General features: G+C 49.2%; 17 protein-coding genes. 10 read left to right on the top strand and 7 right to left on the bottom strand.

Annotated elements, in window-relative coordinates:
- Window positions 1-98 precede the first annotated feature (98 nt).
- From guaB to MTO69_RS10185, 4 genes are all read left to right on the top strand, one after another.
- Window positions 99-1565 carry an IMP dehydrogenase gene (gene guaB / locus MTO69_RS10200; protein WP_248328919.1) on the top strand — a complete coding sequence of 489 codons (1467 nt, stop codon included), beginning with the start codon at window positions 99-101 and terminating at the stop codon, window positions 1563-1565.
- 97 nt (window positions 1566-1662) lie between these two features.
- Window positions 1663-3216 carry a glutamine-hydrolyzing GMP synthase gene (guaA, locus tag MTO69_RS10195; RefSeq protein ID WP_248328918.1) on the top strand — a complete coding sequence of 518 codons (1554 nt, stop codon included), beginning with the start codon at window positions 1663-1665 and terminating at the stop codon, window positions 3214-3216.
- A 262-nt stretch (window positions 3217-3478) separates the two neighbouring features.
- On the top strand, window positions 3479-5191 hold the full coding sequence (locus MTO69_RS10190) for a chitinase (protein WP_248328916.1): 1713 nt from the start codon (window positions 3479-3481) through the stop codon (window positions 5189-5191).
- A gap of 181 nt (window positions 5192-5372) precedes the next feature.
- Complete coding sequence (locus MTO69_RS10185) at window positions 5373-5969, top strand: acetate uptake transporter (RefSeq protein WP_248328914.1); 597 nt, start codon at window positions 5373-5375, stop codon at window positions 5967-5969.
- A gap of 109 nt (window positions 5970-6078) precedes the next feature.
- Here the strand turns inward: MTO69_RS10185 and MTO69_RS10180 are convergent, their stop codons facing one another.
- Window positions 6079-7620 carry an alanine/glycine:cation symporter family protein gene (locus tag MTO69_RS10180; RefSeq protein WP_248328912.1) on the bottom strand — a complete coding sequence of 514 codons (1542 nt, stop codon included), beginning with the start codon at window positions 7618-7620 and terminating at the stop codon, window positions 6079-6081.
- A gap of 293 nt (window positions 7621-7913) precedes the next feature.
- Window positions 7914-9173: a D-amino acid dehydrogenase gene (locus MTO69_RS10175; RefSeq protein WP_248328910.1), complete on the bottom strand. Its 1260-nt coding sequence runs from the start codon at window positions 9171-9173 to the stop codon at window positions 7914-7916.
- Window positions 9174-9276: 103 nt separating this feature from the next.
- Here MTO69_RS10175 and MTO69_RS10170 point away from each other — a divergent pair, with 103 nt between their 5' ends.
- Window positions 9277-10185: a LysR substrate-binding domain-containing protein gene (locus MTO69_RS10170; protein WP_248328908.1), complete on the top strand. Its 909-nt coding sequence runs from the start codon at window positions 9277-9279 to the stop codon at window positions 10183-10185.
- Window positions 10186-10372: 187 nt separating this feature from the next.
- On the top strand, window positions 10373-11350 hold the full coding sequence (locus tag MTO69_RS10165) for an ion channel (RefSeq protein ID WP_248328906.1): 978 nt from the start codon (window positions 10373-10375) through the stop codon (window positions 11348-11350).
- Between the two features lie 15 nt (window positions 11351-11365).
- On the opposite strand, the gene MTO69_RS10160 is transcribed toward MTO69_RS10165, so the two are convergent.
- Together MTO69_RS10160 and MTO69_RS10155 are read right to left on the bottom strand one after the other, a co-directional pair.
- Window positions 11366-11896, bottom strand: a complete 531-nt coding sequence (locus MTO69_RS10160) for a hypothetical protein (protein ID WP_248328904.1) — start codon at window positions 11894-11896, stop codon at window positions 11366-11368.
- 145 nt (window positions 11897-12041) lie between these two features.
- Window positions 12042-12767, bottom strand: coding sequence for a DUF3581 domain-containing protein (locus tag MTO69_RS10155; RefSeq protein WP_248328902.1), 726 nt, complete (start codon window positions 12765-12767; stop codon window positions 12042-12044).
- A gap of 264 nt (window positions 12768-13031) precedes the next feature.
- Here MTO69_RS10155 and MTO69_RS10150 point away from each other — a divergent pair, with 264 nt between their 5' ends.
- Complete coding sequence (locus MTO69_RS10150; RefSeq protein WP_248328900.1) at window positions 13032-14300, top strand: O-acetylhomoserine aminocarboxypropyltransferase/cysteine synthase family protein; 1269 nt, start codon at window positions 13032-13034, stop codon at window positions 14298-14300.
- A 40-nt stretch (window positions 14301-14340) separates the two neighbouring features.
- Here MTO69_RS10150 and MTO69_RS10145 read toward each other — a convergent pair whose 3' ends face one another.
- Window positions 14341-15873: a bifunctional GNAT family N-acetyltransferase/carbon-nitrogen hydrolase family protein gene (locus MTO69_RS10145; RefSeq protein ID WP_248328898.1), complete on the bottom strand. Its 1533-nt coding sequence runs from the start codon at window positions 15871-15873 to the stop codon at window positions 14341-14343.
- 151 nt (window positions 15874-16024) lie between these two features.
- On the bottom strand, window positions 16025-16783 hold the full coding sequence (locus tag MTO69_RS10140; RefSeq protein ID WP_248328896.1) for a 1-acylglycerol-3-phosphate O-acyltransferase: 759 nt from the start codon (window positions 16781-16783) through the stop codon (window positions 16025-16027).
- A gap of 397 nt (window positions 16784-17180) precedes the next feature.
- Here MTO69_RS10140 and MTO69_RS10135 point away from each other — a divergent pair, with 397 nt between their 5' ends.
- From MTO69_RS10135 to MTO69_RS10125, 3 genes are all read left to right on the top strand, one after another.
- Window positions 17181-19535 carry a S8 family serine peptidase gene (locus MTO69_RS10135; RefSeq protein ID WP_248328895.1) on the top strand — a complete coding sequence of 785 codons (2355 nt, stop codon included), beginning with the start codon at window positions 17181-17183 and terminating at the stop codon, window positions 19533-19535.
- Window positions 19536-19544: 9 nt separating this feature from the next.
- On the top strand, window positions 19545-19883 hold the full coding sequence (locus tag MTO69_RS10130) for an ATPase (RefSeq protein ID WP_248328893.1): 339 nt from the start codon (window positions 19545-19547) through the stop codon (window positions 19881-19883).
- Window positions 19884-19976: 93 nt separating this feature from the next.
- Window positions 19977-20705: a DUF429 domain-containing protein gene (locus MTO69_RS10125; protein ID WP_248328891.1), complete on the top strand. Its 729-nt coding sequence runs from the start codon at window positions 19977-19979 to the stop codon at window positions 20703-20705.
- A gap of 11 nt (window positions 20706-20716) precedes the next feature.
- Here MTO69_RS10125 and MTO69_RS10120 read toward each other — a convergent pair whose 3' ends face one another.
- The gene (locus tag MTO69_RS10120; RefSeq protein WP_248328889.1) at window positions 20717-21676 is read right to left on the bottom strand and encodes an L-threonylcarbamoyladenylate synthase; all 960 of its coding nucleotides are present in this window, start codon (window positions 21674-21676) and stop codon (window positions 20717-20719) included.
- Window positions 21677-21880 lie beyond the last annotated feature (204 nt).

Raw genomic sequence — 21880 nt, 5'->3', positions numbered from 1 at the left:
CCAAATGCAGTTTATTTTGTTGAAGTTGCTGCCCTCATTATGCGAAACGATGAGACTTTGGATTGTCTTTTTACTCCTCTAATTGTGAGATATTGCAAATGCTAAGAATTGCCAAAGAAGCGCTGACATTCGATGACGTACTCCTTGTGCCAGCACACTCCACCGTTCTCCCAAACACAGCTGATCTTCGCACTCAGCTAACCAAGAACATTAGCTTAAACATCCCTATGATTTCGGCGTCGATGGACACCGTAACCGAAGCGCGTCTAGCCATTGCGCTAGCGCAAGAGGGTGGCATTGGCTTTATCCACAAAAATATGTCGATTGAACAGCAAGCGGCAGAAGTTGAAAAAGTGAAGAAGTTCGAAGCGGGTGTGGTCACTGACCCTGTTACCGTTAACCCGAACGCATCGATTGCTGATGTTGTGGCTCTCACTGATAAACACGGCTTTGCTGGCTTCCCTGTCGTTACTGACAACAATGAGTTGGTTGGTATCATCACTGGCCGTGACGTTCGTTTTGTCACTGACTTATCTAAGAAAGTAGAAGCAGTGATGACGCCAAAATCACGCCTTGCTGCAGTAAAAGAGGGCGCGACTCGCGAAGAAGTGCAAGAGAAAATGCATGAAGCGCGTGTTGAAAAAGTGCTGGTGGTTAACGATGAGTTCCAACTGACCGGTATGATCACTGCCAAAGACTTCCACAAAGCAGAACGTAAACCTAACGCATGTAAAGATGCCCGTGGCCGCCTACGTGTTGGTGCCGCCGTCGGTGCTGGCGCAGGTAACGAAGAGCGTGTTGATGCATTGGTTAAAGCAGGCGTTGACGTACTGCTTATCGACTCGTCACACGGCCATTCGGAAGGCGTACTGCAACGTATTCGCGAAACCCGCGCAGCTTACCCTAATCTTGATATTATCGGCGGTAACGTTGCCACTGGTGCGGGCGCTAAAGCGCTGATCGAGGCTGGCGTAAGCGCAGTGAAAGTGGGCATCGGTCCAGGTTCAATCTGTACCACTCGTATTGTAACGGGTGTGGGTGTTCCACAAATTACTGCCATTGCTGACGCGGCGGAGGTGGCTAATGAGTACGGTATCCCCGTGATTGCCGACGGTGGTATCCGCTTCTCGGGCGATATCTGTAAAGCGATTGTGGCTGGTGCGTCTTGTGTGATGGTTGGCTCTATGTTCGCAGGTACCGAAGAAGCGCCAGGCGAAGTGATTCTATACAACGGCCGCTCTTACAAAGCATACCGTGGTATGGGTTCACTAGGCGCAATGTCTCAAGGTTCATCTGACCGTTACTTCCAAACTGATAACGCAGCAGACAAGCTTGTCCCTGAAGGTATCGAAGGCCGTATTGCATACAAAGGTCGCCTGAAGGAAATCGTTCATCAGCAAATGGGTGGTCTACGTTCAAGCATGGGCTTAACCGGCAGCGCAACGATTGAAGATATGCGCACCAAAGCTGAGTTTGTTCGCATCTCTGGTGCTGGCATGCAAGAGTCACATGTACACGACGTACAGATTACTAAGGAAGCGCCAAACTACCGTTTGGGTAACTAATTACTCAACATAAACGGTCGCTTTTCCTGAAAGCATTAATATGAGGCGAGTAGACTCGCCTCGGTTTTAATCACTTAGCCTAAAAAGACTGCTCAAAATGACTAAAAATATCCATGACCAACGTATTCTGATCTTGGACTTCGGTTCTCAGTACACTCAACTTGTGGCTCGCCGCGTTCGTGAAATCGGCGTTTACTGTGAACTCTGGAGCTGGGATGTAGAAGAAGCGGATATTCGTGAATTCAATCCAGATGGCATCATTCTATCTGGTGGTCCTGAAAGTGTGACAGAAGACAACTCTCCTCGCGCTCCTCAATATGTATTTGACTCTGGTGTGCCAGTACTTGGCGTATGTTACGGAATGCAAACTATGGCTGAGCAGCTAGGCGGCAAGGTTGCAGGTTCGAACGAGCGTGAGTTTGGCTATGCGCAAGTAAAAGTATCCGGTGAGTCGGCGCTATTTAAAGATCTTGAAGCCACGCAAGACGTATGGATGAGCCACGGCGATAAAGTGGTCGAAATTCCAGCGGACTTCGTTAAAGTTGGCGAAACCGACACTTGCCCATACGCGGCAATGGCCAACGAAGAGAAAAAATACTACGGCGTTCAGTTTCACCCAGAAGTGACGCACACCAAACAAGGCCTACAAATGCTAGAGAACTTTGTTCTTGGCGTATGTGGTTGTGAGCGTCTTTGGACATCTGAGTCTATCATCGAAGACGCGGTGGCTCGCATTAAAGAGCAAGTGGGTGACGATGAAGTGATCCTAGGTCTATCAGGTGGTGTCGATTCATCGGTTGTGGCTATGCTGGTTCATCGTGCCATCGGCGATAAGCTGACCTGTGTGTTCGTTGATAACGGCTTGCTTCGTTTGAACGAAGGCGAGCAAGTGATGGAGATGTTCGGCGATAAGTTCGGTCTCAACATCATCAAAGTGGATGCGGAAGAGCGTTTCCTTGCAGCGCTGGAAGGTAAGTCAGATCCAGAAGAGAAGCGTAAAACCATTGGTCACGTATTCGTTGATGTATTTGACGAAGAGTCGAAGAAGCTGAAAAACGCCAAGTGGCTTGCTCAAGGTACGATTTACCCAGACGTTATCGAATCTGCGGCGTCTAAAACCGGCAAAGCGCACGTGATTAAATCACACCATAACGTGGGTGGTTTGCCAGACGATATGGAAATGGGCCTAGTTGAGCCACTACGTGAGCTGTTCAAAGACGAGGTGCGCAAGATTGGTCTAGAGCTTGGTTTGCCTTACAACATGCTTTACCGTCACCCATTCCCGGGTCCTGGTCTAGGTGTTCGCGTTCTTGGTGAAATTAAGAAAGAGTACTGTGATTTGCTGCGTCGTGCGGATGCTATCTTTATCGAAGAGCTGCATAACGCGGATCTCTACCATAAAGTATCGCAAGCGTTCACTGTGTTCCTACCGGTGCGCTCTGTTGGTGTCATGGGCGATGGCCGTAAGTACGATTGGGTGGTGTCGCTGCGTGCAGTGGAAACTATTGACTTTATGACTGCGCACTGGGCTCACCTGCCATACGATTTCCTAGGTAAGGTTTCTAACCGCATTATCAACGAAGTTGACGGTATTTCGCGCGTCGTTTACGACATTTCTGGTAAGCCACCAGCAACCATCGAATGGGAATAATCTCCTGTTAATTGTTGTGAGAAAACCAGCTTTCGAGCTGGTTTTTTTTCGCCTATTGAATGGCGAGATGAATCTAGTTACCTATTGATAAGTAAAAGAATAGTTTTTGAATCGACCAGACAGTTTTATCTGGTACAGAATGTAGAGATCTGTTGTATTTGAACACTGTCTCGCAACTTGACGTTTGTGACCCCAGCTTTGCGTGCAGCACTCTGTGCTTTTTTCTAGTCTTGTGACAGCAATTGACATAAGGACTAGTCCGATGAACAAAACCTCCTACCTAACTGCACTCACGATACTCGCCGCTGCGCCGACATGGGCGACAATGAACATTCAGCCCGATCCTGACAACCCGACCGGCTACGTGATTGCACGTGCTGATATCGAAGCCGTCGAGCAACAGAAAACGGCTAACCCCATGTACCAAATTTGGTCTCAAGCGCTGCGCACTGCACCGAACAGTGTGGTAGAGGCGATTGATGCGGGATTGGCGACCAACCCAGACAACGTCAAACGAGCTGAGCGCGTGTTTCCCCGCCAAGAGTGGGATTTTCTCACCCACATGGCGGCACCTGAGTACACCTACACACGTTTTTTACGCGCAATCGGTAAGTTTCCCGCCTTTTGTGCGGAATACACCGATGGGCGAGACTCAGACGCTATTTGTAAGCGCTCGATCGTAACTGCCTTTGCTCATTTTGCCCAAGAAACGGGCGGTCATATTGCCAAAGACAATATCTCCGACAACCCTCTGGCGCTAGAAGAGTGGCAACAAGCACTGGTCCATGTTCGAGAAATGGGCTGGTCTGAAGGCCAAGAGGGGTACACCACAGGATGTGGTCAGAACGATTGGCAAAACCAGAAGTGGCCATGTGCCGCTGGTCAAGGTTACTTTGGACGTGGCGCCAAGCAGCTTTCTTACCACTTTAACTATGGCGCTTTCTCTGAGGCGATGTTCGATGGCGATGCGTCGGTGTTGCTCAATAATCCGGGGCTGGTGGCGGACTCGTGGTTGAACCTTGCCTCGGCGATTTGGTTTTTCCTAACTCCACAAGCGCCAAAGCCGGCCATGTTGCATGTGATCGATAAAACCTGGACCCCTTCACAGCGCGAAATCGACGCTGGGATTGGCTATGGCTTTGGCACCACCATCAATATCATCAATGGTGGTATTGAGTGTGGTGAGCAAAATAAAGATAAAGGCCAACCCGTCAATCGCATTCGTTACTGGCAAGGATTATCAGACCATTATCAAATCCCGCTAGAGGCTGACGAAAAGGATACTTGTTGGCAACAAACCCCTTATGGCAGCTTAAACTTGAACGGTGCAACCGATGTGCTTTATACCAACTGGGATGGCAACTGGAAATACTATGCGGACCGTCCGGGTGGTTACTCTTTTGAGTGTGAGTTAGTTGGCTTTCAAACCGCTTACTCGGCACTTGTGGCTGGAGACTACGAAAAGTGTGTCACTAACTTTTACGGATCGCATGCTAGCTGGCCCGAAGTCCGAATCGTGGAAGAGTTAGGACCTGTTGATCCAGGAACCGGCCCCGGAAATGACACTGATTGGGATGCAAACAAAGTCTACACCGGTGGCGAAGAGGTCACCCATCAAGGGGCGACTTACCGTGCTAAATGGTGGACCCAGGGCGATGACCCTAGCTTAGGTGGGCCTTGGGAGTTGATCGCAGGGACGCCAACGGAACCACAGCCGTCTCCAGAGCCAGCACCAACACCAGAACCTACGCCTGAGCCGGAACCAGAGCCGGAACCAGAGCCGACACCAGAGCCTGCGCCAGAGCCTGCGCCAACGCCTTCCACCTTCATCGAGTGGCAACCGGGTTCAACACAAGTGGCCGATGGCGACAAAGTCACTTATCTAGGCAAGTGTTTTATGGCCAAAAATGGCCCTGGGGTATGGGAGTCTCCCATTCAATCAAACTGGTTCTGGGATCAGATTTCGTGTCAATAAGCGACATGTTCAATAGTTTTTAGCTCTACTTACTAACAACGGCGACTCCAAGGAGTTGCCGTTTTTTGTTCATAGTATGATTTGCGCAACCTTAGATTGCGCTTGCGGCCTCTATCATTTTTGTTGAACAAGATTAAACTTCGCGCGTAATTTTTATTAATTTTTTTTAAAGGTGTGCAAGATGTCAACAAAACTGGCCAACCCAGCGCCACTCGGACTGATGGGATTTGGGATGACAACGATTCTGCTCAATATTCACAATGCAGGCTTTTTCCCTATTGATTCTATGATTCTGGCGATGGGGATCTTCTATGGTGGTCTGAGCCAAGTATTGGTCGGCATGATGTGCTTTAAACGTGGCGATACTTTTGGTACCACGGCATTTACATCTTACGGCTTGTTCTGGTTGACGTTAGTCGGCCTTATCGTAATGCCTTACATGGGGTTACCTGCGAGCCCAGCAAGCTTTATGGGATGGTACTTGCTGTTATGGGGCGTGTTCACCGGCTTTATGTTTATTGGCTCACTTTGCTATCCGGTAGCCAAACAAGTGGTATTTGGCTCGTTGACGATTCTGTTCTTTTTGCTAGCTGCTCGTGATTTTACCGGCAGTGAGTTGATCGGTACGATTGCCGGTTTTGAGGGTATTTTCTGTGGTGCGAGTGCCATCTACTTTGCCATGGCACAAGTGCTCAATAACGAGTACGGCCGCACCATTTTACCTATTGGTGACAACAAGTCAGAGCAACAGGTTGAGCTTGAGCAGGTTGCGGCATAAGGCACAGCGCTGAATGGCCTGAAGTATTTAATGGAACGGGAATAATAAAGGGGGTAGCAACACGCTACCCCCTTTTTTTTAACCACTGCTTTTTTTGATGATTATGGTATTAGGTTGATGGCTGCTCGACAGGTTTAGTATCTGCCGCTTCAGCTTGAGGCTCTTTACCTGTTTTGCGGCGGTACTTATCTTCCCAGTAGTCAGCGCCTTTGATGCCCAACTTGACCGGGTTGAAGGTGTACTCTTCCACACCTTGTCGCTGCTGCTCTTCGTAGTCTTTTAACGCTTTCAGAGCGGGCTTAGACATAAAGAAGATGATCAGAATGCCGACAATGTTTAGCCATGCCATTAGACCAACACCCACATCACCCATTGCCCAAGCTAGGTTGGCCGTTTTAACCGTGCCGTAGAATACGACAGCAATCAGCGCGACCTTAAGCAAGAACATAACGCCATTCACTTTGATGGTACGACGAATGTAAGCCACATTGGTTTCAGCGATGTAGTAGTAAGCCAGGATGGTGGTAAAGGCAAAGAAGAACAGTGCGATCGCGATGAACGGTTTACCGATACCTGGTAGCGCACTTTCAATCGCCATTTGGGTAAATACAGGGCCGTTAGCCGCGATGTCTGCACTGAGATTCTGTACTAGGAAACCTTCAGCGCCGTGAACGTTGTATGCACCAGTGATGATGATCATAAACGCCGTTGCAGAACACACCAGTAGTGTATCGATGTAAATCGAGAAAGACTGAACCAGACCTTGCTGCGCTGGGTGATCGACACTGGCTGCAGCAGCGGCGTGTGGACCCGTACCTTGACCTGCTTCGTTCGAGTAAACACCACGTTTTACACCCCAACCGATGGCCGCACCGACACCCGCCATAGGAGTGAATGCATCGCCAACAATCATCGCAAATACACGAGGCACTTCACCGATGTTAAGTAGGATGATGATAAATGCGGTGATGATGTAAGCCAACGCCATAAATGGCACTACAATTTGGGTGAAGTTAGCAATACGTTTTACACCACCAAAGATGATGAACGCTAAGATCACAGAGATGATGGTACCCGTCAGGATTTTAGCAAAGCTAAAGGTGCCCATGGCGGTTTCAATCATTGCGCCAGAGCCAAACGCTGCTTCAACGGCGTTACCGATGCTGTTTGATTGCACACCAGGAAGTAGGAAACCACAAGCAAAGATAGTAGCGATAGCAAAGATCCACGCGTACCACTTTTGCCCCATCGCTTTTTCAATATAGTAAGCAGGACCACCACGGAACTCGCCGTTGTCTTCTTCTTTATAGATTTGTGCCAGCGTCGATTCGGCGTATGCCGTTGCGGCGCCAAAAAAGGCCACTACCCACATCCAGAATACCGCGCCAGGACCACCGAAACCGATCGCCGCTGCCACACCCGCAATGTTACCTGTACCGACACGGCCTGATAACGAAACGGCTAATGCCTGAAATGATGAAATGCCTTTCGATGAACTTTTGCCTGAAAGTAGCAGACGCCACATCTCAGTAAAGTGACGAATTTGCACGAAACGAGTCATGATTGAGTAGAACAAACCAGCACCCAGGCACAGATAAATCAGTACCGGACTCCAGATGATTCCATTCAGAAAATCAACAAATGACTGCATAAGTATTTTCCCTGTTCTATTTTGTAATGGTTGTTTTCTGAGCGGGATATTACCCTTTCTGTAACGTAATTGTTAATTTATTTGTCTGTTGATGTTGATTTGCGTGAGCCGAAACACAAAGTGCTAAAAAAGTGTTAATTAATGGTGATTGCTGATTCTATATGACTGGTTGGCATGGTCTATATGCGAAGATAGCTAGGTGGGATAGTTGAAGGTAAAGATGATTTCACGCTACACCTGTCTATCGATTATTTTGTTAATTACGATAGGTGTAGCGTTTTGTATGGTTGGAATTAAGCGCAGCGAAGGTAACGGGTCAAACTGAGCTCCTCAGATGCCGTTTGGCCACTACCTGTGATGATCTCGGCCAATATCTCCGCTGAGCCACAGGCCATAGTCCAGCCTAAAGTGCCGTGCCCAGTATTGGTGTAAAGATTGTTCAGTGGCGTTTGACCGATGATCGGCGTGCCGTCAGGCGTCATTGGGCGAAAGCCGGTCCAATATTCCGCTTGTGAAAAGTCGACCCCATTTGGGAACAAGTTGCTCACCACATGGTTGAGCGTCGCTAAGCGTTTGTCAGGCAGGCTAGGGTCAAAGCCCGCGAGCTCTGCGGTGCCGGCCACTCGAATTCGCTGGGCAAATCGAGTCAGTGCCACCTTATAGGTTTCATCCATGATGGTAGAGCTAGGTGCTTGCTGCTCATCAATCACCGGGAGCGTTAATGAATAGCCCTTGACTGGATAAATAGGAACATCAATGCCCAGTGGCAATAACAGTTGTTTGGAATAGCTGCCTAGCGCCACGACAAAACGGTCGCCCTCAATCGTGCCTTGGTCGGTGTCCACTGCGATAACTTGGTTCCCTTGGGTGACCAACTGCTTGATATGGGTATCGAACAGAAACTTGACGCCCGCTTGCTGCGCCATCTTTTGCAGCTGTTGGCAAAACAGGTAGCAATCACCGGTCTGATCGTCTGGCAGATACAGCCCACCTGCCAGTTGCCCTTGCATATTGGCAAGCCCAGGCTCTTGCTCGAGACATTGGCTTGGGTCTAGCAGTTGATAACGTGTTCCGCTCTCTTCAAGCAGTTGGATGTCTTTTTCAACGGCGCTGAGCTGCGCGGCATTGCGAAAGATCTGCAAGGTTCCTTGGCTGCGGCCTTGGTAATCGAGTTGATACTGCTGATTTAATTTAGCTAAACACTCTCGACTGCGATTGGCGACCATCAGCATCCGCGCTTTGTTGATCCGATACTTATCTAGGTTACAGTTGAGTAACATCTTCCCTGCCCATTGAATCAACTCCGGACTTAGGGAAGGCTTGATCTTGAGTGGCGCATATTGCTCAAATAGCCATTTCACCGCTTTGCTCGGAATACCAGGTGCAGCCCAAGGTGATGAGTACCCATACGAGATCTGACCGGCATTGGCGAAGCTGGTTTCTTCTGCTGCTCTCGACTGCCTATCAACAACCGTCACTTCACAACCTGCTTGCGACAGATACCATGCGCTGGTTAAACCGACGACACCACTTCCCAAAACAACCACTTTCACGTTCAGTTCTCACATTATGAAATTTTGCCAATCATGATTAATTTACATTGCTTTAACAATCGATAAGAATTGATACAAGTATTTAGAAAAACTAAAGGCTAATATGAAGTCAACGATTCTCCATGGGGTCAACTTAATCTGCACCATCGCCAAGCATCAAAGCTTAACCAGCGCCGCAAAAGACTTAAACTTGACTGTCGGGGCTGTGAGCCAACAGTTGCAGCAAGTTGAACAGAAGCTGGGTTTTAGTGTGTTTGAACGCCACGCACGCGGAATAAGGCTAACGGAGCAGGGCGCGAAATTGGTTGATGGCACAGCACATCATCTCGCGGCGATAGAAGACAATGTGTTTCAAATAACCCAAGTCTCTGAGCGCAAACAGATTCGGCTTAAACTCACCCCGTCGTTCGCGTTTAAGTGGTTAGTGCCGAGGCTGGAAAAATTTCATCGCCAATACCCAGATGTACAGATTCATACCATCGCTGAGGGTGCGTTGGTTGACAGCGATAAGCGCAATTTCGACATCGCCATTGACTATGGCCCGCTGCCATACAAACACCCCGATGCCGAGCTCATTCTTGCTGAGTCGCTGCTCCCAGTCATGAGTCGAGACTACTTCAACCAGCACGCTTCGATCGTTGAGGGGGGGGAGGCGTGGAGTCAGGTGACCTTGCTGCACGATATGATGCCCTGGCAGGGGGCGAGTAAAGATCACGAGTGGCGCTTCTGGGTCGCTGCGCACAAATTTGATTTTGCGACACATCAAGGACACTTCTTTAACCGCACCGACATGGCGATGTCGGCAGCGGAAGCAGGCGTTGGGATTGCCCTAGCGCGAGTGGCACTGCTGGGGAACGAAATTGAGCAGCAGCGCTTGGTTGCTCCCTTTGCTCCGATCAGCGCGAATGCCGGTTACTTTGTGATCACTCATACCGAGGACCCTTATACCCGTTTGTTTAAGCAGTGGTTACGCCAGCAGGTCGAGAACGAACGCGGTGAGTCGAAGTCGTAGCAATGCGACAATTTGATGGTGCAGTTGTAGTTGATAAAAAAAGTCACTGTAGTTTTATGAAATATAAAACAAAAATTGCTCCTGCGTTGTCGATATTGCCCAGATTCCATGTCGAGAGATCGATCTGCCACTACACTTAATATCATATCGATTCATTCGACAGAGAGGCAGTGAAGGGGCAGCGCATATGGAATCTCAAACAGGCCGATGCCGCTATCAAAACCCAGATGGCTGGTGCTGCGATCAACCCAGTGGAGAGTCAGGCCTTTGTTACTGGCACGACCCCCAGGTCGACAAAAGCAATGACAATATCAAACAACAGGTTGAACAATGGGCCGCAGCAGGTAAACCGTTAGATGGATTTCAGTTGGCAAGAACCGACCTTGAGGATATCGACTTGGTCAATCGTGGCTGCAAAGATGGCTACCAATGCCGTGACGCCGATTTTTATCGAGCCAATTTGAGCGATGCGCATTTTTTTGGCTTAGATCTGCGCGGATCGTCATTGATGAAGGCCAAGCTTATCGGTGCCAATCTGCATTGCGCTAAGCTCGGTGGGTGCAATTTACTCGGGGCCGAGTTAGCACGGGCCAAGTTAGAAAATATTGAATGGGGCCAACACCTTAAACAAGAGTTAGAAGCGAAACAGTCGAAGCGACAGCGGCGTAGTCAACAAGCCGCACAGCTCTACCAAGAGGCAGAAGAGGTGTGCCGCAACATCCGCAAACAGTGTGAGAAACAAGGCTTATTTGAGATGGCGGGGGACTTTTTCAAACGTGAGATGCGCTTTCGTCGCTATCAAATGCCGCGTTTCAGTACTAAACGTATTATCTCTAAATTGGTCGATGTGTTCTGTGGCTACGGAGAAGACCCATTGCGGGTGGTCGGCTTCTCGATTTTTTTGATTGTGGTTTGTGCGTTGGCCTACTTCTTTCTCGACACCACTGGGGCTCACCCTATTTATGAAGGGGTCACAGGGTGGCAGTTTTATGTATTGGAGTTCTTTAACTCGCTCTACTTTAGCGTAGTGACTTTCACCACCCTAGGTTACGGGGATATTTCTCCGGTCGGGGTCGCGCGCTTTATCGCCGCTTGCGAAGCATTTTTGGGCAGCTTTACCATGGCGCTGTTTGTGGTGGTGTTCGTTAAGAAAATGACCCGATGATTGGGTTGCTTGGCGTTACGTTTCTATCGTTGCTAACCACTCATTGAGCATAATTTGGTCATCTTTATATTGATTGGCGAAGTGCTCGATGAGCAGCGCAAGGTGCTCTCCATTATCACACATAGGATTGGCGACCAACTGCGGCGAGACCAAAATAGGGCTGCCTTTAGCCTGAGCGTGGCTGACTAAATAGAGCGGAACAATAAACCGAGTTTGGCTGCCAAGATGATGCTGCTTTAAGTATTGCGCTTTTTTCAGCAGGGCATCCATGACATCGGGGCGATAGTCTTGCTGGTCAAAATCGACGGCGACAACAAACACTATGCCTCGATAGAGAATAACGGTGTCAAACGCTTGCTGTTGATGCTCAAGGCCGAGAACAATGTCGCCAGCGAGGTGGGGCAGTTGTTGCAGTTGCTGCTTGAGTAGCGTGATGGTGTTGAGCCAAACTGAACGCTCCCCCGAAAGTGAGGAGCTAATTGTCACGGGATCGGCTGCGACGAAATCAAGGAGTGGGGCGCTGTAGCGACTGGGCATGGTCATCATGATTGGCTTGGAAAAAAGATGATGCAGAGGCTAACCAAAAAAGCACGTTGTCGCTAGCGCAAAATCTCGATTGTTGAACGCTTAGCATCAGATAGCAACTAAGGCGCACAAAAAAGGCTACTCGTGGTAGCCCTTTGACATTGATTTATGCAGCGTTGGCAAACTCGGCGAGAAACGCCTCTTTACGTTGGTTGAAGCGCGCAACCAGATCGTCAACCGCATCTTGGTCGTAAGGTTTTAAACCGCTCGCGACCATACGTTTGATACCTTTACCCACCACTTGCCCATCTTCTTTAAAGGCAAAGTTCAGCGTTACCACACCACGTTTACCGTCAACATCAAATGTGGCGCCAGTGAAGTCAACTTCAGGATGAGTCAGATCCAAGCGGTCGAATTCCACTTCCATGCTCTCGTAAATCACCAATGGACGTTGGCAGTTGATCATCATCTGCTGCTGTTCCATTAATGGCACCATGATGTGCGGAAAGTTCATCCCAGAAAATTGTACGTAACTGGTCACGACATGTTCGATAAACTCAGGGTTATGGTTCACTTCGCCATCACGTGACATGTGCAGGTACTCTTTACCGTTGGCATCAACCAGCGAGCTCTCTTTCTCACATTTATTGTCAATCGACAGTGCGACACCATCACTTACCATGCCTGAAAAATCAAAGCGCATCTTTTGGCTGATGCCCTCTTTGCTTAGCAGCACGGCGAAGAGCAGATCACCCGGAACACAAAAGCGCTTGCTGTCTTCGTCATGAATCGGATTGAAGTCCCCGGCCACCTTCTTAGCAAAATGGCTAGCTTGTTGGCGAGTGAACTGAAATTGTTGGTTATCGTGTGAAAAATACGGTGTCAGAAACATACTTTTAATCATGTGGCTAAAACTGCGGCGCAGTATACCCTAACGATGGCGGTTAAATGGTCTAATCAGCTAACTTGTGGCCACTATCTTGATTATGAGCAAGTTTACCTAGTGGCAAACGTCTTTAGTGATCTGAGTTATCGGGCGCGATACTCACAATCGCTGTGAATTCCTCCACACATTTGCATTATTTATTAACTAATAGTGAATAAATACTGATATCACAGTAGTCCACATTCAACACTAATACCCCAAGGAAGGACGATGAAAGACGAAACCTTATCGATTCATTTTGGTTATGAAACGGACCCAACGACTAAGTCGGTGGCGACGCCTATCTATCAAACCGTAGCCTATGAGTTTGACAACGCACAGCATGGTGCGGATCTGTTTAACCTTGAGGTACCAGGTAACATTTATACTCGGATCATGAACCCGACCAACGATGTGTTGGAGAAACGCATGGCGGCGCTAGAAGGTGGCATCGCTGGCTTGGTGGTCAGTGCGGGCAGTGCGGCAATCAATTATGCGATTCTCACTCTGGCGCAGGCTGGTGATAACATTGTCTCTACCCCGCAGCTCTACGGCGGTACTTATACTCTGTTCGCTCATATGCTACCTAGCCAAGGTATTGAGGTGAAGTTTGCCAAAGATGACAAACCTGAGAGTTTGGCCGAGCTGATTGATGACAAAACCAAAGCGGTGTATTGCGAAAGTATCGGTAATCCGGCCGGCAATATTATCGACCTAGAACGAGTGGCGCAGCTGGCGCATGCGCAAGGGGTGCCAGTGATCGTCGATAACACGGTAGCCACGCCAGCACTATGCAAACCGATTGAGTTTGGCGCCGATATCGTGGTTCACTCGCTCACAAAGTACGTCGGTGGTCATGGCACCACGCTGGGTGGCATTATTATCGATTCAGGCAAATTCCCTTGGGCGCAGCACAAAGAGCGCTTCCCGGTATTTAACCAACCTGAGCCGTCTTATCATGGTGTGGTCTATAGTGAGGCATTTGGTGAAGCGGCCTTTATTGGTCGAGCTCGCACGGTTCCTTTACGCAATACGGGAGCCGCACTGTCGCCAATGAACGCCTTTATGCTGCTGCAGGGATTAGAGACGTTGTCGCTGCGTATGGAGCGTCACACCGAGAACGCAATCAAAGTTGCTGAGTATCTACAGCAGCACGAGAAGGTGAGTTGGGTGAGTTACGCCGGGCTACCAAGCTCTGAGTTTTATCCGCTGGCAGAAAAGTACATGCAAGGTAAACCTTCAGCGATTTTATCTTTCGGTTTGAAAGACGGATACGATGCAGGGGTGCGCTTTTACGATGCGCTGAATATCTTCAAGCGATTGGTGAACATTGGTGATGCAAAATCACTGGCGTGCCATCCGGCCTCAACCACTCACAGGCAGTTAAGTGAGCAAGAGCAAAAGCAAGCGGGTGTTGCTCCTGAAATGATTCGCTTATCGGTGGGAATAGAGCACATTGATGATATTTTGGCTGATCTAGAACAGGCGCTGAACGCCTAATCGATGGTAAACGGCGCTGCAAATCAGCGCCGTTTTTCTGTTACTCGCTCGGGGTAATAAATGAGCCGTAGATATCGTGACGACGATGTTTCAGGTTGGTCACTGAGCCCTCAGTATTAAGCTGCTTCAACTTAGTCAGATCTACGTCGGCAAAGATGATCATTTCGGTATTGGCGCTCGCCTCAGTCAGAGTTGCATCGTGTGGGAAGTAGATATCGGACGGTGAGAATACCGCCGATTGTGCGTACTGAATGTCGACATTGTCGACCCTTGGCAAGTTGCCAACACTGCCACCAATGGCAACATAACACTCATTCTCTATCGCACGGGCTTGAGAACAAATCCGCACTCGTTGGTAGCCGTTTTTGGTGTCAGTCCAAAAAGGGACGAAAATAATCTGCACGCCTTGCTCTGCCATCATACGGCCTAGCTCCGGAAACTCACTGTCGTAGCAGATCAAAATCCCGATCCGCCCTGCATCTGTTTCAAACACTTTGACATTATCACCACCATCGATAACCCAATCTTTCTCTTCGTGAGGGGTGATGTGGATTTTGTATTGCGCTTCGATATGCCCATCACGCTGTAGCAAATAGGAGACATTGTACAGCTTATCGTCTTCTAACACGGGCACACTGCCGGCAATGATGTTGATGTTGTAAGTCACCGCCATTTGCGAGAAGCGGTTTTTGATCTCCTCGCTGAAGCTGGCCAAAAAGCGGATCGCTTCAACCGAGTTTTGCCCCTTTTGCAATCCCATCAATGGCGCATTGAAAAACTCTGGGAATAGGGCGAAATCGGCCTTGTAGTTAGACAGTGAGCTGACAAAGAATTCCGCTTGATCCATTAAGTCGTCAAGGTCACGCATCGCACGCATTTGCCATTGAACCACGCCAATCCGGACCAAGGTTTTTTCAATGTCGTGCACCGATTGAATATCTTCTTCATAGAAAAAGTTATCCCACTCCAGCAAGGTCGCGTAACCTTGTGATGCGTCATCTTCTGGTAAGTAGTTACGCATCAAGCGCTTAACGTCAAAGTCGTTGGCCAGTTGGAAGGACAATATCGGGTCGTGCAATTCGCGGCGTTTAATCTTGTCGATGTATTCGGTCACCGTCAGTTCGTTCGCGTGCTCCTGATAGTTCGGAATGCGTCCGCCAGTAAGAATGGCCTTGAAGTTTTTGCTGCGGCACAACTCTTTGCGCGCGTCATACAAGCGTCGACCTAAGCGCAAGCCGCGATAATCGGGATGAACAAAGACGTCCAGTCCGTACATGGCATCGCCTTTGGGGTTATTCTGAATCACATTGTTGGCATCGATGATATCGGTGTAGACATGTGGCAGCGAGAACCGATTGTAATCAACCTTGATGGTCAGCGCCGCCCCGACAATCGTGCCATTGTCTTCGATACAAATCTGGCCATCGGGAAATTGGCGAATCAGGTCCATAATTGTACTGCGTGGCCAGGCACCACCCACATCGGGAAAAACTAAATCCATCAGTTCGGCAATGGCAGGATAGTCGGCTTTTTCAATGGTTCGCAGTGACAATCTTGGTGTCGTGTTGTCCATAACAGTGTTCCGTGTTTTTACAGCATTAACATAAGCCTAACACATTAAAATGCGAACATTAATTGCAGCAGGGTAAATGGGAAGATGGGGCGGTTTTGGTGCGAGCTAGTCACAAAGTAAGAGCCGCGAATGCGCGGCTCAGGAATGGTAATTAAGAGGAGGACTGGGACAGTGAGCGTTTGCGTTGCTGCTCAAGTTGTATCACCTCAGCGTCGAGTTCGGCAATTTTAGCTTGCATCAGTGCATGGCAGTGGTCGGCCAGCGCTCTGGCATCGCTGAGTTTATAGTTGGTGACTTCAATAGGCTCAAGCATTTCAGTAATGACAATGCCGTTGTCACTGCGGTTGAGATCAAACTTATTGTGCGTCGTGCTCACCACCATAGGGGTAATAGGGACCCCAGCTTCAATCGCCATTCGAAATGCGCCAGTTTTAAAAGGTAAAAGCCCACGACCTTTGCTGCGTGTTCCTTCGGGGTAAGCCCAAACAGACAAGTTTCGCTGATGTATGGCGTCGGCCACCTGCTTGATGGTGTCACGTGCTTTTGATTTGTCTTGTCGGTCGATAAGAATATTGCCGGTGATCCAATACAAGAAGCCAAAAAACGGCACCCAAATCAGCTCTTTTTTTCCTAACGACACGGTGCGAGGTCTGAGCATGCCGGGAGAGGTGACAAAGTCGTACACACTTTGGTGATTGGAGATATAGACACTATTGCGCGGCAGTGGGGCATTGTCGAGTCCACGTTGGATAAGCTCAACACCGAGCAGTTTGTGCAGTTGATTAAACCAGCGACAGAAAAAGTACACATGCTTTGGGTTGCGCGGGCTAAACAAGCAGTAGACCGCGGCGAACAGTGTCATGATAACAATGTATATTCCAGCCAATAGTAGGCGCAGTACAGCGAGCAAAATGAACTCCTTAGGTTGAACACTTGATAGGGTCAATCATGACTTAAGCCTAGAGTTTTAATTCTATTTAACTAAATTGCAACATAAAATCCGCCAGCTTTGGCGGCGGGTCACTGTTTGTGCGTCACACGCTCAATAAGGCTGTTTTATCGCCAGATAAAACAGCTAATCACTAAATAAGTGATTGCTTTTTAAGATAAAAATACTATTTCTATTGACCGTTCACTCTTTTGGTGGATTCAGTGATCTTGAGTTGAAAAATAGTGTCTTTACTCTACTAAGCCTTTGGTTGTTTTCTGTTCATGCCTTATAGCTAGAGCGCTCATCTCTTGTCATACCAAATGATGAGAGTGAGTGTTATTTAGACTAAAAAATAGCTCGAAAAGGAATAGAGCAGATGCACAACATAATTAATAAAAGCAAAGGGTTATTTACCCTATCAACCGTCGCAGTGGCTATGGCAGGATTGTCCGCGGCGCATGCAGCGCCCGGCTTAGGCTTCAATGAAGCCGATCTTCCAACCAAATATATCGTTAAGTTTAAAGACAACGCCCCAGCACCATTTACTCGTGCCGGTGAGCCAGTGATGGCACCGAGTGAAGTTCGTCAATCGGTGCTAGAGCAGGTTGAGGCGCGTAAAGTGGAAAAGCTGGGCGCAACGCCTATCTACAGCGTAGAGATGGATGAGCAGCAGCTCTCATCATTGCGTAGCAACGATCAGGTTGAGTATGTCGAGGTTGATCCTCCTCGTTACCTACTCAGCGAAACCACGCCTTGGGGCTTTGAGGCGGTGAACGCGCAATTGCTTGATGACGCCAATGCGGGAAATCGCACTGTTTGTATCATTGATTCGGGTTACGACCTAGCGCACAACGATTTGAGCGGTAACCGAGTCGACGGCACCAACGACAGCGGCACGGGCTCTTGGAGCGCACCAGGCAACAATAATGCTCACGGCACCCATGTTGCGGGCACCATTGCTGCGATTGCCAATAACGAAGGTGTGAAGGGCGTAATGCCCAACCAAAACGTCAATCTGCACATCGTTAAAGTATTCAATGAATCAGGTTGGGGATACTCATCAAGCCTAGTAAAAGCGATTCAAACGTGTGCCGACAACGGTGCTAACGTGGTCAACATGAGCTTGGGTGGTAGTCAATCCAGCCGCACAGAGCAAAACGCACTGCAATCACTTTATGATCAGGGCGTGTTACTCATTGCTGCGGCAGGTAACTCAGGTAACACCGCGCACAGTTACCCTGCGTCTTACGATGCGGTAATGTCAGTGGCCGCTGTCGATACTAACAGCGATCATGCGGCGTTCTCGCAAGCGACCGATCAGGTCGACATCGCGGCGCCAGGCGTTGCTGTGTTGTCTACTGTCACTGTGGGCGAAGGGGTACTGTCGGATATTAACATCAATGGCACCAGCTACTTTGAACGTGGTGTTGTGCCGCACAACCGTAAGATTCTTCAGTCAGGCTCTTACACTTCGGCTCCGGTAGCCGGTAGCGTAAATGCGCCACTGGCAGAATGTGACATTTCATCTGGCCGTTATGAGTGTGGTGACATGACAGACAAGGTCTGTTTAACCGAACGAATTGACAACCAACGCACTGGCGTTCGTCCTGAAATTGATCCGGTCAAAGCGTGTTACAACGCAGGCGCCAAAGCGGCGATTGTATACAGTAATCAAGACTTACCTGGCCTACAAAACCCATTTGTTCTTGACGACAACGATGCGTATGGATTGGTCTCGGTCACCGTTGATCGTGCATTAGGTCAAGAGTTGTCGGCGCAAGTGGGTCAAAGCGTGATTGTGTCTACCACCACAGGTGAAGATTATGAGTACTACAATGGTACGTCGATGGCGACACCACATGTGACAGGGGTAGCCGGCTTGGTTTGGAGTTACCATCCAACCTGTAGTGCGCAGCAAATTCGTAGAGCGCTCACCGCAACGGCGACCGATATCGATGTGGCAGGGCGCGATAATCGTACTGGATATGGCTTGGTGAATGCAGATGCTGCGAAAGCATACCTAGACAAAGGGTGTGATGGCGGTGAAGTATTAAAACCACAACTGGAAAATGGCGTGGCGACCGCTCCATTGTCGGGCGACGCTAAGTCGAGCCGTTTGTTAACCTTTGATGTGCCAGCCGATGCCACTTCAGCAACGTTCAACTTAAGTGGCGGTAGCGGTGATGCGGACATGTACGTCAGCTTTAATGGTGAGCCAACCACGAGCAATTACGACTGTCGCTCATGGCAAAGCGGTAACCAAGAGTCTTGTCGCTTGGATGTCAATGGTCAAGGCACATTCCAGGTGTTGATCGATGGTTACAAAGCCTATACTGGAGCGACTCTGGTGGCGACTCACAATGGTTCTGATAACGGCTCAACACAGCCATCGAGTTACAGCAATAGTGAGTCAGTGTCGATTCCTGATAACAGTGCGTTAGGTGCGAGCAGTGCTATTTCTGTGCCGCGCTCAGGGGACGCAGGAACGGTGACCGTTGAACTTGATATCAGTCACAGCTATGTTGGCGACTTGAAAGTCACCCTAACGTCACCGACAGGCGCTCAAGCCGTATTGCATGACAATGAAGGGGGCTCTAAGAGCGATATTCGTGCTAGCTATCAAGTCGATTTCAGCGGTTTTGAATCCCAAGGTGATTGGACGCTAAAAGCCGTTGATAATGCGCGCCAAGATACGGGGCGTATCAATAGTTGGTCACTGACTTTTCAATAAGGAGTGAATATGAACAAGTGGTTTAACTCGCGTTGGACGATGGTTGGCCTGCTACTCGCATCGCTGGCAGCGTGGAGTCATGCTGATAACCCCGGGTTTCCCGCAGTCGATGAGCGTGCAGCCGAAGCGAAGCAGCAGCCCAGTCGCTTCTTTGTTAAATATCACCAAGGAAGTGAACGGCAAGCGAAAGCGCTTGTTCATGACTATCAACTAGAGCTGGTGGAAACGCTGGAAAAGCAGCAAGTGCTGGTGGTGTCTGGTGAGGAAGCGCAGGTCAAACAACTCAGTCGACATGAGTTGATTGACTATGTTGAGCCAGAGCCTATCCGCAGTTTGTATTCTCAATAACAGAGATCAATTCAACGCCCCGAATTTGGGGCGTTTTTTATTGCCGGCAAAACCGCTAGACTGCCGATAGCAAAGCAAATAAAAGAGCGAAACATGGTCAAAACAGTGAATGGGATTGATGGCTGTAAGGCGGGGTGGGTGATTTGGACCTTAGTGGATGACAGCCCCGAATGTCATATCGTGGAGCAGCTTGTCGATGCGCTTTCGCTGCTTCGCTCTGCACATAGTTTGATTGATATTCCAATTGGTTTTAGCGATGCGAGCACGCCCGATCGGTTGTGTGATAAGGCTGCGCGTCAGCGATTGGGTAGACGCGCCTCGAGCGTATTCCCTGTGCCATGCCAAGAGGCAGTCTATGCGCCGAACTATCCCGAGGCCTGTGAGAACAATCAGGCAGTGCTCGGTAAAAAACTCTCAAAGCAGAGCTGGTATATTTTGCCCAAAGTCAAACAGGTCGATGCACTACTGACACACTATCCCGAATTATCGCTGCGTGAATCTCACCCGGAGGTGGTGTTTACTGAGCTTAATGGGGCGCCGCTTGTGCACAACAAAAAGAGAGCCGTAGGGGAGCAACAACGTTTAGCGATTATTGAAAAGCGAGCGCCACAATGGATGGCTGTACTGCACCAGCAACTCAACACTATCCCGCGCAAAACCGCTAGCCGTGATGACATCATTGACGCTTTTGTACTGATGTTGATTGCGCGTGAATGGCCACACCTGAGCACGCTCCCTATCAATCCAGATAAAGACGCTAATGGCCGAGTGCGCGAGATTGTCTACCTAGAAAATCAAACGAGAGCCAGTGGGCTCTCGTGATGATTGTGTTTTTACAGCTTAGATTGAGCGCGATTGAGGCGGTCGTGAACGGCTAACCATTCGTCGCTAACTGGCGGGCGTTCGACCCAAATTTCATCGCAGCCCCATTGATCCACCTCATCCAGAGCGCGGTAGAGATCGTGCGAGTATTGGCTCACCTCATTTGGCATGGCTTTGGTTTTAAACCCAAAGTCTGAACTCAGTGGCGAAATATGCACGCAAGCGATATTGCCAGGTTGCGCTGTTTCAATCTGCTCGAGAGTGACTAAACGCACTCTGGTATTGGGCTGATAGTGACTGGTCACATTGCCTGGCACGGCAACAGAGTGTGCTTGCGGCGCTTCAACCGGCATCCCCAGAGTTTGCGAAAGCTCGGCGGCACTTACTGGGCCGCTGCGCAAAATGCGAAAAGGTCGCTGGGTTAAGTCAATAATGGTCGATTCTAAACCGTGGGCGCAGTCGCCGCCATCAAGTACCGCAGCAATCTTACCTCCGAGCGATTTAAGCACGTGTTTAGCCGAGGTTGGGCTCAGTTTCTTGTAAGGATTGGCAGAGGGCGCGGCAACCGCCATGCCCGATGAAAGAAGTTGACTGAACACAGCATGAGCGGGCATGCGAATACCAATGGTGTCTAGACCACCGGTGACCACAGAGGTAGCTTGAGGCGCTTTGTTGAGCAGCAATGTCACCGGGCCCGGCCAATAAGCTTCAGCGATAGTATACGCCTCGGCAGGGATATCTATCGCCCAATCACTCAATTGAGCCACATCACCAATATGCACAATCAAGGGATGATTGGCCGGACGACCTTTGGCGGCAAAGATCTTCTTCACTGCTTCAGGGTTTGAGGCATCGGCGGCGAGGCCGTAAACCGTTTCGGTCGGGATCGCCACCAACTCACCATCGGCTAAAATCTGCTTAGCTTGTTCAATATCTAGGCTGTTGTGGGCAAAAAGGTGTTGCGTGTTCAATGTAGGATCCTCGACCAAACAAGTAGGTTTAAAAATCTAGGCCGGCTATTTTAACTATGTTTCGTAAACTTTCGACGATTAATTGCATTTCTGCACCATCAAATTGACAACTTTTTCTCTATATCCAAAACTTTCAATCGCTTATAGGCAAGACTAACATAGGGTTTGAACCAAGGAACTGGCTGAGAACGGCAATAAGGAGCG

It is taken from the genome of Vibrio sinaloensis (assembly GCF_023195835.1).
Taxonomy (GTDB): domain Bacteria; phylum Pseudomonadota; class Gammaproteobacteria; order Enterobacterales; family Vibrionaceae; genus Vibrio; species Vibrio sinaloensis_C.
Note: the sequence above shows the minus strand (reverse complement) of the source record. Positions and strands in the feature narration are given on the sequence as shown.

What these genes read in the sequence shown, in the direction of transcription:
- MTO69_RS10190 (WP_248328916.1), top strand. Translation starts at nt 3,479, where the DNA reads ATGAACAAAACCTCCTACCTAACTGCACTCACGATACTCGCCGCTGCG.
- MTO69_RS10130 (WP_248328893.1), top strand. Translation starts at nt 19,545, where the DNA reads ATGAACAAGTGGTTTAACTCGCGTTGGACGATGGTTGGCCTGCTACTC.
- MTO69_RS10145 (WP_248328898.1), bottom strand. Translation starts at nt 15,873, where the DNA reads ATGGACAACACGACACCAAGATTGTCACTGCGAACCATTGAAAAAGCC.
- MTO69_RS10180 (WP_248328912.1), bottom strand. Translation starts at nt 7,620, where the DNA reads ATGCAGTCATTTGTTGATTTTCTGAATGGAATCATCTGGAGTCCGGTA.
- MTO69_RS10135 (WP_248328895.1), top strand. Translation starts at nt 17,181, where the DNA reads ATGCACAACATAATTAATAAAAGCAAAGGGTTATTTACCCTATCAACC.
- MTO69_RS10160 (WP_248328904.1), bottom strand. Translation starts at nt 11,896, where the DNA reads ATGATGACCATGCCCAGTCGCTACAGCGCCCCACTCCTTGATTTCGTC.
- MTO69_RS10125 (WP_248328891.1), top strand. Translation starts at nt 19,977, where the DNA reads ATGGTCAAAACAGTGAATGGGATTGATGGCTGTAAGGCGGGGTGGGTG.
- guaA (WP_248328918.1), top strand. Translation starts at nt 1,663, where the DNA reads ATGACTAAAAATATCCATGACCAACGTATTCTGATCTTGGACTTCGGT.
- MTO69_RS10170 (WP_248328908.1), top strand. Translation starts at nt 9,277, where the DNA reads ATGAAGTCAACGATTCTCCATGGGGTCAACTTAATCTGCACCATCGCC.
- guaB (WP_248328919.1), top strand. Translation starts at nt 99, where the DNA reads ATGCTAAGAATTGCCAAAGAAGCGCTGACATTCGATGACGTACTCCTT.
- MTO69_RS10150 (WP_248328900.1), top strand. Translation starts at nt 13,032, where the DNA reads ATGAAAGACGAAACCTTATCGATTCATTTTGGTTATGAAACGGACCCA.
- MTO69_RS10165 (WP_248328906.1), top strand. Translation starts at nt 10,373, where the DNA reads ATGGAATCTCAAACAGGCCGATGCCGCTATCAAAACCCAGATGGCTGG.
- MTO69_RS10155 (WP_248328902.1), bottom strand. Translation starts at nt 12,767, where the DNA reads ATGTTTCTGACACCGTATTTTTCACACGATAACCAACAATTTCAGTTC.
- MTO69_RS10185 (WP_248328914.1), top strand. Translation starts at nt 5,373, where the DNA reads ATGTCAACAAAACTGGCCAACCCAGCGCCACTCGGACTGATGGGATTT.